Origin of the sequence: Actinomadura keratinilytica (assembly GCF_039539665.1) — a bacterium.
GTDB lineage: Bacteria > Actinomycetota > Actinomycetes > Streptosporangiales > Streptosporangiaceae > Spirillospora > Spirillospora keratinilytica.
In genome coordinates this window covers 25680-40329 of sequence record NZ_BAABDO010000013.1, presented here as the reverse complement: position 1 = coordinate 40329, position 14650 = coordinate 25680, and the positions used below count along the sequence as shown (strand labels likewise).

At 73.5% G+C, this 14650-nt stretch carries 15 protein-coding genes; 10 read left to right on the top strand and 5 right to left on the bottom strand.

What is annotated here, in order from left to right:
• Positions 1-22 precede the first annotated feature (22 nt).
• Positions 23-877 (bottom strand): MlaE family ABC transporter permease, encoded by an 855-nt coding sequence (locus ABD879_RS07090; RefSeq protein WP_345018637.1) that lies wholly within the window; start codon positions 875-877, stop codon positions 23-25.
• Positions 878-1693 (bottom strand): MlaE family ABC transporter permease, encoded by an 816-nt coding sequence (locus tag ABD879_RS07085; RefSeq protein WP_345018634.1) that lies wholly within the window; start codon positions 1691-1693, stop codon positions 878-880.
• Between the two features lie 203 nt (positions 1694-1896).
• Here ABD879_RS07085 and ABD879_RS07080 point away from each other — a divergent pair, with 203 nt between their 5' ends.
• The 6 genes from ABD879_RS07080 (at position 1897) to ABD879_RS07055 (ending at position 6656) form a co-directional block, all read left to right on the top strand.
• On the top strand, positions 1897-2412 hold the full coding sequence (locus ABD879_RS07080) for a MarR family winged helix-turn-helix transcriptional regulator (protein ID WP_345018632.1): 516 nt from the start codon (positions 1897-1899) through the stop codon (positions 2410-2412).
• Positions 2413-2513: 101 nt separating this feature from the next.
• Positions 2514-3413, top strand: coding sequence for an aggregation-promoting factor C-terminal-like domain-containing protein (locus ABD879_RS07075; protein WP_345018630.1), 900 nt, complete (start codon positions 2514-2516; stop codon positions 3411-3413).
• 68 nt (positions 3414-3481) lie between these two features.
• Positions 3482-4114, top strand: coding sequence for a TetR/AcrR family transcriptional regulator (locus ABD879_RS07070; protein ID WP_345018628.1), 633 nt, complete (start codon positions 3482-3484; stop codon positions 4112-4114).
• Positions 4115-4219: 105 nt separating this feature from the next.
• Positions 4220-4867, top strand: a complete 648-nt coding sequence (locus tag ABD879_RS07065) for a TetR/AcrR family transcriptional regulator (protein ID WP_345018626.1) — start codon at positions 4220-4222, stop codon at positions 4865-4867.
• A gap of 48 nt (positions 4868-4915) precedes the next feature.
• Complete coding sequence (locus ABD879_RS07060; RefSeq protein WP_345018624.1) at positions 4916-5449, top strand: DinB family protein; 534 nt, start codon at positions 4916-4918, stop codon at positions 5447-5449.
• A gap of 142 nt (positions 5450-5591) precedes the next feature.
• Complete coding sequence (locus tag ABD879_RS07055; RefSeq protein ID WP_345018622.1) at positions 5592-6656, top strand: hypothetical protein; 1065 nt, start codon at positions 5592-5594, stop codon at positions 6654-6656.
• Here the strand turns inward: ABD879_RS07055 and ABD879_RS07050 are convergent.
• Positions 6646-8109 (bottom strand): flavin-containing monooxygenase, encoded by a 1464-nt coding sequence (locus tag ABD879_RS07050; RefSeq protein ID WP_345018620.1) that lies wholly within the window; start codon positions 8107-8109, stop codon positions 6646-6648. The two genes, ABD879_RS07055 and ABD879_RS07050, sit on opposite strands and share 11 nt — an antisense overlap.
• Positions 8110-8192: 83 nt before the next feature.
• Here ABD879_RS07050 and ABD879_RS07045 point away from each other — a divergent pair, with 83 nt between their 5' ends.
• Positions 8193-8819, top strand: a complete 627-nt coding sequence (locus ABD879_RS07045; protein WP_345018618.1) for a TetR/AcrR family transcriptional regulator — start codon at positions 8193-8195, stop codon at positions 8817-8819.
• Positions 8820-8879: 60 nt separating this feature from the next.
• Positions 8880-9743, top strand: a complete 864-nt coding sequence (locus ABD879_RS07040; RefSeq protein ID WP_345018616.1) for an SDR family NAD(P)-dependent oxidoreductase — start codon at positions 8880-8882, stop codon at positions 9741-9743.
• Positions 9744-9791: 48 nt separating this feature from the next.
• Here the strand turns inward: ABD879_RS07040 and ABD879_RS07035 are convergent, their stop codons facing one another.
• Together ABD879_RS07035 and ABD879_RS07030 are read right to left on the bottom strand one after the other, a co-directional pair.
• Positions 9792-10502 (bottom strand): 4'-phosphopantetheinyl transferase family protein, encoded by a 711-nt coding sequence (locus ABD879_RS07035; protein WP_345018614.1) that lies wholly within the window; start codon positions 10500-10502, stop codon positions 9792-9794.
• Positions 10503-10899: 397 nt separating this feature from the next.
• Positions 10900-11703 (bottom strand): hypothetical protein, encoded by an 804-nt coding sequence (locus ABD879_RS07030; protein WP_345018612.1) that lies wholly within the window; start codon positions 11701-11703, stop codon positions 10900-10902.
• Positions 11704-11865: 162 nt separating this feature from the next.
• Between ABD879_RS07030 and ABD879_RS07025 the strand changes: the two genes are divergently transcribed.
• A complete protein-coding gene (locus tag ABD879_RS07025; RefSeq protein WP_345018610.1) occupies positions 11866-13467 on the top strand; it encodes an ATP-dependent DNA ligase in 1602 nt (533 codons plus the stop codon).
• Positions 13468-13537: 70 nt separating this feature from the next.
• Positions 13538-14635 carry an L-cysteine desulfhydrase Cds1 gene (gene cds1, locus ABD879_RS07020; protein WP_345018608.1) on the top strand — a complete coding sequence of 366 codons (1098 nt, stop codon included), beginning with the start codon at positions 13538-13540 and terminating at the stop codon, positions 14633-14635.
• The last annotated feature ends 15 nt before the right edge of the window (positions 14636-14650 follow it).

Sequence of the window (14650 nt, the reverse complement as noted above, 5' to 3'; positions counted from 1 at the left end):
GCGCCGCCGCTCCGGGCGCCGCTCATCCGGTCAGCCTCACGGTGCCGCCGTGGCCCCAGAAGATGTAGGACAGGACCAGGTTCGTCAGGATCATCAGGATCGTCGACTCCCGGATCGCGCGGCCCGCCGCCACCCCGACGCCGACCGGCCCGCCGGCCGCGTAGTAACCGCGGTAGCAGTGCACGAACATCACGATGAACGCGAACACCGCGACCTTGACGGCGCTGTAGAACACGTCGATCGGCGGCAGGTAGAGGTGGAAGTAGTAGTCGTAAATGCCGGGCGAGAGCCCGAAGTACTCGATGGTGATCAGCCGGGTCGCGGCGAACGCCGTGAACAGTGACACCAGGTACAGCGGCACCAGCGCGATCACCCCGGCGGCGACCCGGGTGCACACCAGGTAGGCCAGCGAGTTGATGCCCATGACCTCCAGGGCGTCGATCTCCTCGGAGATGCGCATCGCCCCGATCTCGGCGGTGAAACCGGTGCCCACCTGCGCCACCAGTGCCACCCCGGCGATGATCGGGGTGACCTCGCGGACATTGGAGTAGCTGGCCACCAGGCCGGTGAACGCCTCGGCGCCGATGCGCTCCAGCCCCGGGTAGCCCTGCAGGCCGACCATGGCGCCGGTGGCCAGCGACATGGTGGCGATCACGAAGATCATGCCGCCGCCGATCACCAGCGCGCCCACCCCGACGGTGATGTCGCTGACCTGGCGGGCCAGCGTCCTGCCGTACTTGCGCCGCAGCACGATGTCCACCGCCAGGTGGTACAGCACGCGGCCGAGGAACACCGGCAGGTTCAGCGAGGCGCCCAGGCCGGCGGCGCGCCCGCGCACCGCGCGGCCGATCCTGCGTACCGGGGAGATCGCGACCATTCAGAACCTCGGGGGGAAAAGGACCTGGTAGATCATGGTGATCACGTAGTTGGCGGTGAACACCACGATCGAGGTGACCACCACCGCCCTGTTGACCGCGCGGCCCACGCCGACCGGCCCGTAGTCGCAGTTCATGCCCATGTGGCAGGCCACCGCCGCGGCGATGAACCCGAAGACCCACGCCTTGAACAGGGTGACCGCGAGGTCGGAGAACTGCAGCAGCGTGGTGGCCCCGTCGAAGAACGCGCCGGGGCTGACCCCCTGCTGGACGACGTTGAAGTAGTAGCCGCCGAGCACCCCGGCCAGGATCACCACCGAGCACAGCAGCGCCGACACCGTGCTGGCCGCCCACAGCCGCGGCGTGACCAGCCGGTGCACGGGGTTGATGCCCATCACCTCCAGCGCGGCCAGCTCGTCGCGGATGTTGCGGGCGCCCATGTCGGAGGTGATGGCCGAGCCGCCCACCCCCGACACCAGCAGCGCCGCGGCCAGCGGCGCCACCTGCTGGATCATCGCGGCGACCAGCAGCGCGCCGGTGCCGGACTGCGCGCCGAGCTGCCGGGCGATGTCGCCGACCTGCAGCGAGATGGTGGCGCCCAGCGGGATGGCGATCAGCATGACCGGCAGGCTGGTCACCCGGGCCAGGAACCAGCACTGCTCGATGAACTCGCCCCACCACCGGCGCAGGTCCCAGGTGCGGCGCAGCCCCTCCAGGAACGTCACGCACAGCAGGCCGGTCTCGTCGAGCGCCCTCTCGACGCGCCGCCGGGCCAGGTCGGGTGCCCGCGCTAGGCCCGTGACGAGCGAGGGGGCCATCAGCCGGATCCCTCCCCTGCGGGGGCGGGGGGAAGGAACATGCCAGCCCTCCTTCGTGCTCGGACGCCGGTCCGATACCTCACCCCGTTCCCTCCCGCCGCACGCAGCCCCGGGAGCACAGGTGTGATCTAGAGCACTCTAGGCCAGAAAGCTCTAAGAAGCGAGTACTTACTTCTGATATACAGGGCGGCTACGATCGTCCGGTGCGAACACCCACGCCGAGGTGCGTAGACGATCCCCTGGTCAGCGGGGTGCAGGAGCGCTGGAGCGAACGCGGACTGCCCGGCGCGCCCTGGCCGTTCATGGCGATGTGCTCGGTGGCCCGGCTCCACCATCTCCTCACCAAGGCCCTGGAGGCGGAGCTGAAACGGCTGGATCTCGGCCGCACCGGCTACTTCCTGCTGACCATGCTGGCGCTGACCCGCGAGGGCCACGCCCGGCTCGGCACCCTCAGCAGGCTGATGCTGCTGCACCCGACGACGGTGAAGCTGACCGTCGACCAGCTGGAGGAGGCGGGCCTGGTCACGCGCCGCCCGCACCCCACCGACCGGCGCGCCACCCTGGTGTCCATCACCGAGGAGGGACGGCGGCGCGCCGCCGCGGCCAACGAGGCGCTGGAGTCGCCCGACGGCGCCCTCGGCGCGTTCGCCGGACGGCACCGCGAGATCTTCGACGCCCTGCAGCCGGCCCGTCTGGCGGCCGGCGACGCCGACCTGTGACCCCGCCCCGCCCGCCGTCATGGCCTGAACCGGACGGTGCACCGGGTGCGTACAGGCGCAGCGAAGGCCGAACCCGACAGGCGATAAGGCAAAGTACTCCCATGCCTCGAAGTCACGGCACGCGCAGACGTACCCCCGCGCCACGTCCCGCGGAACGCTCCCGGCACGGACGCGCGGGGCGGGCGGCAGGCCGCGCGGGAGGCGCGCCCCACGAGCCCGGGCCCCCGTACGAACCCTCGTACGAGACGGGCGGATACGAGACCGGCCCGTACGGGACGGCCGGGTACGGCCCCTACGACGATCCCCCGCCCCACGAGGCCGACGCCGAGCCCCCGGCCCCGCGGCGGCGCAAGCGGCGCCGGCTCCTGAGGGTGCTGACCAGCAACGTCACCATCACCGTCGTGGCCATCGCGGCGGTCATGGCGGCCGTCGTGGCGGTCGACTGGCACCGGTTCGCCGGCGACCCCGAGCCGCCGCCGGGCGCCGGGGACCTGTCGACCAACGACATGCTGGCGCTGATGACCGCCTCCGACATGGACCCCGTCGCCGCCGACGCCATCGCGCAGGCCAAGAAGCGGGCCTACGAGCGGCACCAGCGCGAGCTGAAGGCGCTGCGCGAGAAGGCCGAGCGGGACGCCGCCGCCCGCGCCAAGCTCGCGGCGGAGAAGGAGCGCGAACGGCTGGCCCGGTCCAACCCCACCGCCGCGCAGAACAAGGCGTACGGCAAGAAGATGAACGCCCTCAAGGGGTGGAGCCGCTGCTGGCCGTCCCTGGAGATCCTCTGGACGCGCGAGAGCAGCTGGAACGAACGCGCCGTGAACCCGTCCAGCGGCGCGTACGGCATCCCCCAGGCGCTGCCCGCCTCCAAGCTGGCCAGCGCGGGCGCGGACTGGCGCACCAGCTCCCCCACCCAGATCGCCTGGGGCCTCGGCTACATCAAGGCCCGCTACAAGGACCCCTGCCGGGCGTGGGCCTTCTGGCAGCGCAACCACTGGTACTGACGGCCGGTGCCGAACCGCCGATCCCGAACAGGCCGGTTCGCGGCGGCCGGGTGAGGCACCATGTGTGCATGCGGACGAGCAGGGCCCGCACCGGGGCCAACGGCACGGGCGAGGGCACGGGACGGCAGTGGGCGCGGGCGGACGCCACCCGCCAGGCGCTGCTGACGGCCGCCCTGGAGGTCTTCGCCGACCGGGGCTACGCCGACGCCGGCATCGCCGAGATCGTCGAACGGTCCGGCATCAGCGTGGGCAGCCTCTACCACCACTACGGCGGCAAGGCCGGCCTGTACCTGGCGCTGTGGGAGGAGCTCAGCGCCGAGCAGGAGCGCAGCGCCGCCGAGGCGGTGGCCGCCGCCCGCCAGGCCGGCGAGCGCGCCCCGATCGCCCTGTTCATCGCCGGCGCCCGCGCCTACCTGCGGGTCTGCTGGGAGCGGCGGGAGGCCGCCCGGCTGTTCCACGGCGGGGAGGGCCCGTCCGGCTTCTCGCTGATGCGCCGCACCCGCGCCCGCCAGTGGGTCGGGCAGAACACCAAGCTGCTGCGCGGGGTCGCCGGCACCGGACGGCCCGAGCAGGTGCTCAGCCTGGTGCTGACCACCGTGATCGGCGAGGCGGGCCGGGAGATCGCGCTCGCCGACGACGAGGCGGACGCCAACGAGATCATCGAGGAGGTCTGCCGCATCCTGATCCGCCTGGCGGGCTGACCGGCGCTGCGGCCGCGCCGCCGGCCGCCGTTCTCCTGCCCGACCCCGCTGCGTACCGGTACCCTGACTGTCGGCCACGCGCACGCTGACAGGAGACGACGCCACATGCCCACCTCCACGTGGTTCCGGCTCAACGTCGCCAAGCGCGAGCGGGTCCTCGAAGTGGCGATGCGCGAGTTCGGCGAGCACGGGTACTCGACCGGCAGCCTGAACACCATCGCCCGCGAGGCCGGCATCGCCAAGGGCTCGTTGTTCCAGTACTTCTCCGACAAGCTCGAGTTCTTCGCGTTCGTGTGCGACGAGACGTCCCGGCGCATCCGCGAGGAGATGGAGCGCCGCATCTCCCGCCTGGACTTCGACCAGCCCTTCGACGACTGGCTGTTCGACGTCATGTGCGAGTGGACCGAGTACATGGCCGACCACCCGCTGGAGCGCGCGGTCACGGCGGCCACCAACTTCGAGCTCGACAACACGGTGCGCGAGGTGGTGCGCGACACCGCCAACCAGCACTACCTGCAGGTCATCCACCCGGCGCTGGAGCTGTGGCGCGAGCGCGGCGACATCCGCGAGGACGCCGACCTGGACGTGCTGGCGACGGTCATGCTGATGATGCTGCCGCATCTGGCGCTGGCCCCCTACTACGACGGTCTCGACCCCGTCCTCGGCCTGCGCGGCCGCACCGCGGCCGAGCAGCGCGCTGTCATCCGCCGCCTCATCACCGGCCTGCGCCCCCTCTTCGCGCCGCTCAAGTAGGCCGGTGAATCCTCTGCCGGCCCGTCGGCGCGGTGGGGCACTCCGCCGGTGACCGTTCCTCGGACCGAACTGCTGCTGCGCCAGCCGGACATCGCCTGGGCGCTGTTCGACCTGCACCTGAAGGAGCTCGACGACGCGGCGTGCCTGTGGGAGCCGGCGCCGCACTGCTGGACCGTCCGGCCGGACGAGCGGGGACGCTGGGTCGCCGACTGGCAGGTGCCCGAGCCCGACCCGCTGCCCGCCGTCGCGATCGGCTGGGTGACCTGGCACATCGGCTACTGGTGGACGACCGTCCTCGGGCACTGCTTCCGCGGCGGGGCGCCCGCGCGCGAGGAGATCGCCTGGCCCGGGTCCGCCGCGGCGGCGGCCGCGTGGCTGGGCGGGCTGAAGGACGCCTGGGCCGCGGAGCTGACCCGGCTCGCCGACGCCGACCTGGACTCCGCCGAGCGCACGGCCGGGCTGCCGTGGGGCGTGGAGATGACGCTGGCGGACGTGGCGGGCTGGGTGACCGTCGAGCTGACCAAGAACGTCGCCGAGGTCGGCCTGCTGCGCACCCTGTACGGCGCGCGAAACCGCACGTGAGAGGGTCGCCCACCGCCGACCGCCGGGGCGCGCCCGCCCGGCGCGCCCGAAGTGCTCGTCTGACGGGGGTTGAACCGGGCCGTGCGCTTCTGATCTGATCACTAGTCACGGATGCGCAACGACGGACCGGGGAGGCGGACGGGTGCTGTCGCGAACGGGGAGCGGAGCGGTCCTGGCCGGGCTCGGAGCGGCGGCTGTTCTGGGGGTGCTGGCTCCGCCCGTGCTGGCCGATCCCACCCCGTCGCCGAGCGGCTCGTCGTCCAGCGAGCCGTCCGCAGAGCCCACGTCACCGGAGCCCGCGCCGAGCGACCCGCCCGCAAGCGAGCCGCCGCCCAGCGATCCGCCCACCAGCACCCCGCCCACGAGCGAGCCGTCGCCCGGCGACCCGCCGAGCGGCGACCCGTCCCCCAGCGATCCGCCGTCCAGCGAACCGCCGAGTGAGAACCCGAAGACGCCGGTGCTGTCGGTTCGCGTGTCGGTGTCGAAGAAGTCGGTGCGGCCCGGCGAGTCGGTGACCGCCACCGCCAGGGTGAAGGCGGCCGCGGCGACGGCGCGGGAGACGCTGCTCAGCGTCAACGCCGCCGACGTGACGGTGAAACCGGGCAGCGTGGCGCTGGGCGAGGTCGGCGCCGCCGGGCGCACCGCGCGGGTGACGGTGCGGGTGCCGGCCGACGCGGGGCCCGGCACGGTGAAGCTCACCGCGAAGGTCACCGCGGCCAAGGCGAAGCCGGTGTCGCGGACGTTCACGTTCACGGTGGTCGAGGCGCCGTCGAGCGGCGGCGGCTCCGGCTCGGGCGCCGGCTCCGGGACGTCCCTGCCGACCGCCGCGGTGCCGCAGGTGGCGCCGCTGACCAACTCCTCGTTCCAGTCGGTGCCGGCGATCCGCGCGCCGCAGGTGGCGCTGCCGCCGGTGTCCGCGCCGCAGACGGCGCCGAGCCCGGAGCCGGTCACCCCCGTGGCGGGGCTGCGGGCCGTGCCGGACGACGGCTGGGACACCGGCGACCTGGCCGCGCTCCAGGCGGGCTGGCTGGCCGCGCTCACCTCGACGGGCGCCATCGTGTTCGTCCGGGTGCGCGTGGCGCGGCGCCGCCGCGACGTGCGCCGCGCCCGCCACCTGTACGCCGGCAAGCGCCTGACCGCGGCGCGCCTGCGCACCCTGCCCCCGCAGCTGTCCGGAAGGGTCCGCAGGCGCGCGTTCAGCGGGTGAGGATGTAGTCCTCCGGCCTGGCCTTGCGGGTGGTCGCCCAGAACTCGAAGGTGTGGCCGGGCCACAGGGTGCGGTTGACGCCGTCGGCGTCCAGGTACCAGCTCTGGCAGCCGCCCTCGCTCCACACCGCGCGGCGCAGGCGGCGGTGCATGCGGTCGTTGAAGCGGCGCAGCGCCGCCGGGCGCGGCTCGATCGCGTCGGCGCCGTGCTCGGCCAGCAGCCGCAGGCAGCTCAGCACGTGCTGGATCTGCACCTCGATCATGAAGACGACCGAGTTGTGGCCGAGGCCGGTGTTGGGGCCCAGCAGGAAGAACAGGTTCGGGAAGCCGGGGACGGTGGTGCCCCGGTAGGCCTCGATGCCGTTGGCCCACGCCTCCTGGATCTTCCGGCCGCCGCGGCCGACGACGCGCAGCTCGGCCAGCGCCTCGGTCACCTTGAAGCCGGTGCCGTAGATGATGGCGTCGACCTGGTACTCGCGGCCGTCCGCGGTGACGATCGAGTGCTCGCGCACCTCGGTGATGCCGGCGGTCTCCAGCTCCACGTTGGGCCGCATGAGCGCGGGGTAGTAGTCGTTGGACAGCAGGATGCGCTTGCAGCCGATGGTGTAGTCGGGGGTCACCTTGGCGCGCAGCTCCGGGTCGGGGATCTGCCGCCGGATGTGCCGCAGCGCCAGCCGCTCCTGCGGGCCGGACAACCGCGGGTCGATGGTGAAGCCGACGGCGCGCGCCTCCAGCGCCCAGTAGATGGCGTACCGGAACGCGCGGGCGGCGCCGGGCACCGCCTTGAACAGGCCGCGCGCCGGGGCGGGGATGGCGAAGTCGGGCTTGGGCTGGATCCAGGGCGCGGTGCGCTGGAACACCACCAGCTCGGCGGCCTTCTCGGCGACCTTCGGGACGAACTGGATGGCCGACGCGCCGGTCCCGATGACCGCCACGCGCTTGCCGGTCAGGTCGTAGGAGTGGTCCCACTCGGCGGAGTGGAACGCGGTGCCCCGGAAGTTCTCGATGCCCGGCAGGTCCGGGTACTTGGGGATGTGCAGGGCGCCGATGCCGGACACGACCGCCCGCGGGCGCAGCACGGCGCCGTCGGCGGTGGTGACGATCCAGCGCCGCGCCGTCTCGTCGTACTCCATCCCTTCGACCGCGACGCCGAAGCGGATGTGCCGCCGGACGCCGTACTTGTCGGCAGTGCGCTCCAGGTATGCGCGGATCTCCGGCTGCGGCGCGAACATGCGCGACCAGCCGGGGTTGAGTTCGAAGGAGAACGAGTACATGTGCGACGGCACGTCGCAGGCGCAGCCGGGATAGGTGTTGTCGTGCCAGGTCCCGCCCAGGGCCTGGCTCTTCTCCAGCACCACGAAGTCGTGGAAGCCGTGCCGTTTCAACTGGACCGCCATGCCGAGCCCGGCGAAGCCGGAGCCGATGATGACGATCGCGGGGTGCCGTTCGTCCATACTCGTCCCCTCCGCGTGATCTACTATGAGTAAGTTACTCGCGGTAGGTTACTGACGGTAGGTCCAATGAGGGGGTTTCGGCTGTGAAGGCCGCCACACCGGGCGCCGCCCCGGAGCCGCCGCGGCGCCGCCGCATGTCGCGCGCCGAGCGGGAGCGGCAGATGATGGACGTCGCCGAGCAGGTGTTCGTCGAGCGCGGCTACCGCGGCACGTCCATGGACGAGATCGCCGAGCGCTGCGGGGTGTCCAAGCCGATGCTCTACGAGTACTTCGGCTCCAAGGACGGGCTGCTGCTGGCCTGCGTCGGCCGGGCCAAGGCCGAGCTGTACGAGGCGACCCAGAAGGCCATGGCCGGGGCGAGCACCCCCGACGAGGTCCTGTGGCGCGGCATGGTGGCCTACTTCTCCTACATCGACTCCCACTGCCGCCCCTTCGCGATGCTGGTGCAGGAGCCGCTGTCGGCCCCGCCGCGGACCGCCGAGGCGATCGAGGAGACCCGCCGCCAGCAGAGCGAGCTGATCGCCGGGGTGCTGCGCACGTTCGCCCCGGACGCCCCCGCCACCGCCGTCGCCGCCTACACCCAGATCATCGTGGGCGCGTGCGAGCGGCTGGCGCTGTGGCGCGCCGGGCACCCGGAGCTGACCGTGGAGGACGCGGCCCGCCACATGACCGATTTCTGCCGCCACGGGCTCGCGCCGTACCTGAAGTGATCGCGCCGCCGGGCGCCCGCTGAGTACGGTGGGGGTACCCCTTGCCTCCCGGAGGTGCCCATGCCCATCGCGCAGTTCGACGGAGCGCTGGCCGTCGTCACCGGCGCCGGCCGCGGCCTCGGCCGGGCCACCGCGCTCGCCCTGGCCGAACGCGGCGCGGCGGTCGTCGCCGCCGACCTCGACCGGCCCGCCGCCGAGCGCACCGCCGCGCTGGCCGCCGAGGTCGGCCCGGCCGCCGCCGCCTACGAGGTGGACGTGGCGGACGCGGCGGCGATGGAGCGGTTCGCCGACTGGGTGCGCACCGAGCACCGGGTGCCCGACATCGTGGTCAACAACGCGGGCATCCTGGTCACCGGCCCGTTCCTGGAGACGGGGCTGGCGGACTGGGAGCGGATCGTCGGGGTCGACCTGTGGGGGGTGATCCACGGCTGCCGCCTGTTCGGCCGCCAGATGGCCGAGCGGGTGCGGGCGCTGCCGGTCCGTCCCGAGCCGCCCAACTTCGGCGGGCACATCGTCAACATCGCCTCGGCCGCCGCGTTCGCGCCCTGGCGCGAGGGGGCCGCCTACAACACCACCAAGGCCGCGGTGGTGATGCTGAGCGAGTCGCTGCGCGCCGAGCTGGCGGGCCTGCGCATCGGGGTCACCGCCGTGTGCCCCGGCTTCACCGCCACCGGCATCGTCCGGGCCGCGACGTTCACGGGGCGGGACGAGGCCGGGCGGCGCCGGGCGCGCGAGCGCGCGGAGAAGGTGCTGCGGGTGCGCGGCCGCCCGCCGGAGAAGGTCGCCGAGCAGATCGTCACCGCGATCGTGAAGAACAAGCCGCTGGTGCCGGTCTCGGCCGAGAGCCACATCGCGCGCGTGCTGTCGCGCGTGTCGCCCGGCGCCATGCGCCTGCTGGCCCGCGTCCCGAGCCCGCTGCGCTGACCGCTCCGGGCCGCTCGGGGGCGCCGGGCGCTCGCGGCCGCGGGGCGTTCACAGGCGCGGGGCGGGCTTGAGCAGCTCGGCCGCCGAGCGTTCGACGACCGGCACACCCGGCGGGTGGTCGAGCAGGGCGATGGCCGCCGCGTAGCCCTCGCCCAGGTCGAGGGAGCGCATGGCGATCCGCTCCGGCATGTCGGGGCGGCGGCCCCACGCCAGCAGGCGGGGCGCCTCGGCGGCGGGCGACACGGTGACGTCTTTCAGCGACACGCGCAGCCCGTCCCCGGTGGCCTTGACCACGGCCTCCTTGCGCGTCCAGTACGTCAGCATCTCGTCGCGGCCCATGTCCTCCCCGCCGGCGGACGCCTCGATCTCGGCCGCGTTCAGAAAGTGCGGGACGATGTCGGCGCCGAGCCTGCGGTCGGCGGCCTCCACGTCCACGCCGATCGGCCCGTGCGGCGACAGCGCCACCGCCACCCGGTCGCCGGAGTGCGACACCGACACGTGCGGCCCGCCCTCGATGACCGGGCGCCCGTGCGGTTTGCCGCAGTCCGCGCAGGCCCGCGAGATCGGCACCCGCTCCGGCGGCAGTCCGCGCAGCGCGCCCACGGCCAGCCGGGTCACCGCCGCGCCGAGCGTGAACCGGTTCCGGTCCGCGTCCCGCAGAAAGCGGTCGCGCCGGCCCCGCTCCACCGGGTCGAGCAACGCCACGTGCTCGGCGCCAGCCCAGCCGGGCTCGCCCCACCACACGGTAACCGGTTCCACTTTCACTCCATTCTCACGCGCCGTCGACATTCGTCACAATGACGATTGAGGAAAGCCGCCGCAAAGAGGACGACGGCCGTATTTCTGCACGGGTTCGCACGGCGCCGGTCCGGGCGCCGGACCGCGGACCGCACCGGGACCGGCAAAGGCCGCGGAACGGATGCCCCATTCCGCGGCCTTGTGGTCGATCCGCTCACAGCGGCTACCTCACACCCAGGACACGCCTGTCCGATATGCGGTCACGTCGCCGATCTCCTCCTCCCCAGGCGCTCGGCGCCGGTGGGCCCGCCCATGGTCACGGGCCCCGACCGGTGTCTTTCCTCCCCTTTACCAAAACACCTTAGTTTCCATTGACAGCGAATATGCCATGATCGGCCGATTGAGGTCAGAAACCAAGTTAGCCGAAGCGGCCGCGTACTTCTCGCGCCACCGCGCCGGCATTGCTCAGGCAAGCGTTTTCTCGATCCCGTGCGGCCGCCGCGTCGCGTGCCTGCTCGCTGTAGGCGACCGTGACGACCACATTGCGGATGCGCATCGTGACCTGCCCCACCACCGTCGGCTGCCCCTTGTCGACCTTGAACCAGCGGAACGCCTCGTCACCGAGCCCGGTCTGGCGCTCCAGGCGGACGGTGCGCTCGAGCGTGGCCTCGTGAGCCTGCGTCCACTGCGCGCCGAAGTAGCCGCGGGCGTCCTCCACCGGCGTGGGCGTGTCGGTCGGCGCGTACAGGTGGGCCTCGACGCGCAGCCAGCGGAAGTCCTTTCCCGTGGACGAGTACGTGCAGGTGGTCAGCGTGCTGTTGGAGCTCTCGCGCCGCTGGGCGTTCGGCACCAGCCGCGCGACCGTCGCCCGGGGCACGGTATCGCACGCCGACGGCAGCGAGGTGATCGGGCGCGCCGTGTCCTGCGAGGGCGATGCGGACGCCCGCGACGGCGCCGGGGAGGAGGGGGACGCGGACGGGGCCTCGGACGGCGGCGTGGACGCGGCGGCCGGATCGGTCGCGGGCCCCCGGTCGGCGTCCGGCGACGACGCCGACGCGGCCCGCTCGCCCTCGTCCCCGCCCGACAGGACGAACACCGCCCCGGCGGCCAGCGCGAACGCCGCCAGCGCGACCACCACGGCCAAAAGGCGCGGCCGCCGCCCCGACGGCGGCTCGGGCGTCGAGTAGACGCGCTGGAACTCCGACGGACGCGGAAGGCCCACTCTCCCGCTCCTCACTCCCGGCCGTCCGCGGCACGCGTGGGCGTCCGCGCGGCCCGGGCATCGCTCCTCCCGTTACCCCAGGCAAGGTAGTCAGCCGGGCGAGGTGCTGACCAGGGCCCCCGAAGGCGCCAGTTGTCAGACCCCGAAGACACAATGGGTCGTGTGCTGCTGGAGCGGATCGCCCGCACCTCGGCGGCGGTGGCCGCGGCGTCGGCGCGCAAGGCCAAGGTCGGGGCGCTGGCCGAGTGCCTGCGGGCCGCGGCGCCCGGCGAGGCGCCCATCGTGGTGGCCTACCTGTCCGGTGAGCTTCCGCAGCGCCAGATCGGGGTGGGGTACGCCGCGCTGCGCGGCCTCCCGCCTCCCGCCGCCGCGGCGACCCTGACGGTCCCGCAGGTGGACGCGGCGTTCACCGAGATCGGCGCGGTGTCCGGCAAGGGCTCGGTGGCCCGGCGGCGCGCGCTGGTGGGCGCGCTGATGGCCCGCGCCACCCCCGCCGAGCAGGACTTCCTCGTCCGCCTGCTGGCCGGTGAGCTGCGCCAGGGCGCGCTGGACGGGGTGATGGCCGAGGCGATCGCCGCGGCCGCCGGGGTGCCCGCCGCCGAGGTGCGGCGGGCGGCGATGCTGCGCGGCGCGCTCGGCCCGGTCGCCACCGCCGCCCTCGCCGAGGGCGTGCCGGGCTTGCGCGCCTTCGGCCTGGAGGTCGGCCGTCCGGTCCGCCCCATGCTGGCCGCCTCCGCGCCCACGCTGGACGAGGCCTTCGCCAAGCTGCCCGCGGAAGGGCCCGGCCAGGGCGCCGTCGCTGCCGTCGAGTGGAAGCTCGACGGCATCCGCGCCCAGATCCACATCCGCCGCGCCCCCGGAGAAGGGTTTGAGGGCGAGCCCGGCCGGGCCGAGGTGCGCATCTTCACGCGGACGCTGGACGAGATCACCGAGCGGCTTCCGGAGGTCCTGGAGGTGATGCGCGGCCTGCCGGTGCGCGACGCCGTCTTCGACGGTGAGCTGATCGCGCTGCGGCCGGACGGGCGGCCGCACCCGTTCCAGGTGACCGCGGCGCGCACCGCCACCCGCACCCGCAAGCCCGCCGAGCCGGTGCCGCTGTCGGTGTTCCTGTTCGACGTGCTGCACCTGGACGGCGCCGACCTGCTGGATGCGTCCGGCGCCGAGCGCGGGGCGGCGCTGGCCCGGGTGGTGCCCGGCGGGCTGCGCATGCCGCGGCTGGTCACCCGCGACCCGGGCGAGGCCGAGCGGATGTTCGACGAGGCGGTGGCGCACGGCCACGAGGGCGTGGTGGTCAAGTCGCTCGCCTCCCCCTATACCACGGGCCGCCGCGGCGCCGGGTGGATCAAGGTCAAGCCGCGCCGCACCCTCGACCTGGTGGTGCTGGCGGCGGAGTGGGGGCACGGCCGCCGCCGCGGGTTCCTGTCCAACCTGCACCTGGGCGCCCGCGACCCGGCCACCGGCGGGTTCGTGATGCTCGGCAAGACCTTCAAGGGCCTGACCGACGAGCTGCTGGCCTGGCAGACCGAGCGGCTGCGGGCCCTGGCCACGCACGAGGACTCCTGGACGGTGCACGTGCGCCCCGAACTGGTGGTCGAGATCGCCTTCGACGGGGTGCAGCGCAGCCCCCGCTACCCTGGCGGCATCGCGCTGCGGTTCGCCCGCGTCCTGCACTACCGCCCCGACAAGCCCGCCGCCGAGGCCGACACGATCGACACCGTCCGCGCCGTCGCCCCGGTGCTGGACGGCGCCGAGCCGCCCTCGTGACGCCAAGTCCGGCGAACCGGGAGATGTCAGGAGCTATCGTGCCCGGTGTACCGGGGAGGGGAGGCCGCTCATGAGCCACGTCGTGGACCGCTGCGACCCGGGGTCGCGCGCCTGGATCGCCGAGGCCATCCGCAAGGTCGAGGCGGACGCCGGACGCAGCGCGGACACCCACCTGCACGTGTTCCCCCTGCCGCCCGAATGGGGCGTCGATCTGTACCTCAAGGACGAGTCGGTGCATCCGACCGGCTCGCTCAAGCACCGCCTGGCCCGTTCGCTGTTCCTGTACGCGCTGGCCAACGGGTGGATCCGGGAGGGCACGACGATCATCGAGGCGTCCAGCGGGTCCACGGCGGTCAGCGAGGCCTACTTCGCGCGGCTGCTGGGCCTGCCGTTCGTGGCGGTGATGCCGGCCTCCACCAGCCGGGAGAAGATCGAGCTGATCGAGTTCCACGGCGGCCGCTGCCATCTGGTGGACGACCCGGCGGCGATCTACGCCGAGTCGCGGCGGCTGGCCGAGGAGTGCGGCGGCCATTTCATGGACCAGTTCACCTTCGCCGAACGCGCCACCGACTGGCGCGGCAACAACAACATCGCCGAGTCGATCTACGAGCAGATGCGGCTGGAGCGCTTCCCCGAGCCGACGTGGATCGTGGTGGGGGCGGGCACCGGCGGCACGTCGGCGACGATCGGCCGGTACGCGCGCTACCGCCGCTACCAGACGCGGGTGGCCGTCGTCGACCCGGAGGGGTCGGCGTTCTTCGGGGCGTTCCGCGACGAGGACCCGGCCCGCACCGCGGCGGGCTCGCGGATCGAGGGCATCGGCCGGCCCCGGGTCGAGCCGTCGTTCCTGCCGTCGGTGATCGACCGGATGATCCACGTGCCGGACGCGGCGTCCATCGCCGCCATGCGCTGGACCGCCGAGGTCACCGGGCGCGGCGTCGGCGGCTCGACCGGCACCAACATGTGGGGCGCGGTCGAGCTGATCGCGGAGATGCTGGCGCGCGGCGAACGCGGCAGCGTGGTCACGCTGATCTGCGACGGCGCGGAGCGGTACGCGGGGTCGTACGGGTCGGACGCGTGGCTGGCCGAGCAGGGGCTGGACATCACCCCGTACCTGGAGGCGCTGCGCGCCTTCCACAAGACCGGCGAGCTGCCCGCGTCGCCGTGACCCCGGCGCCCCCGC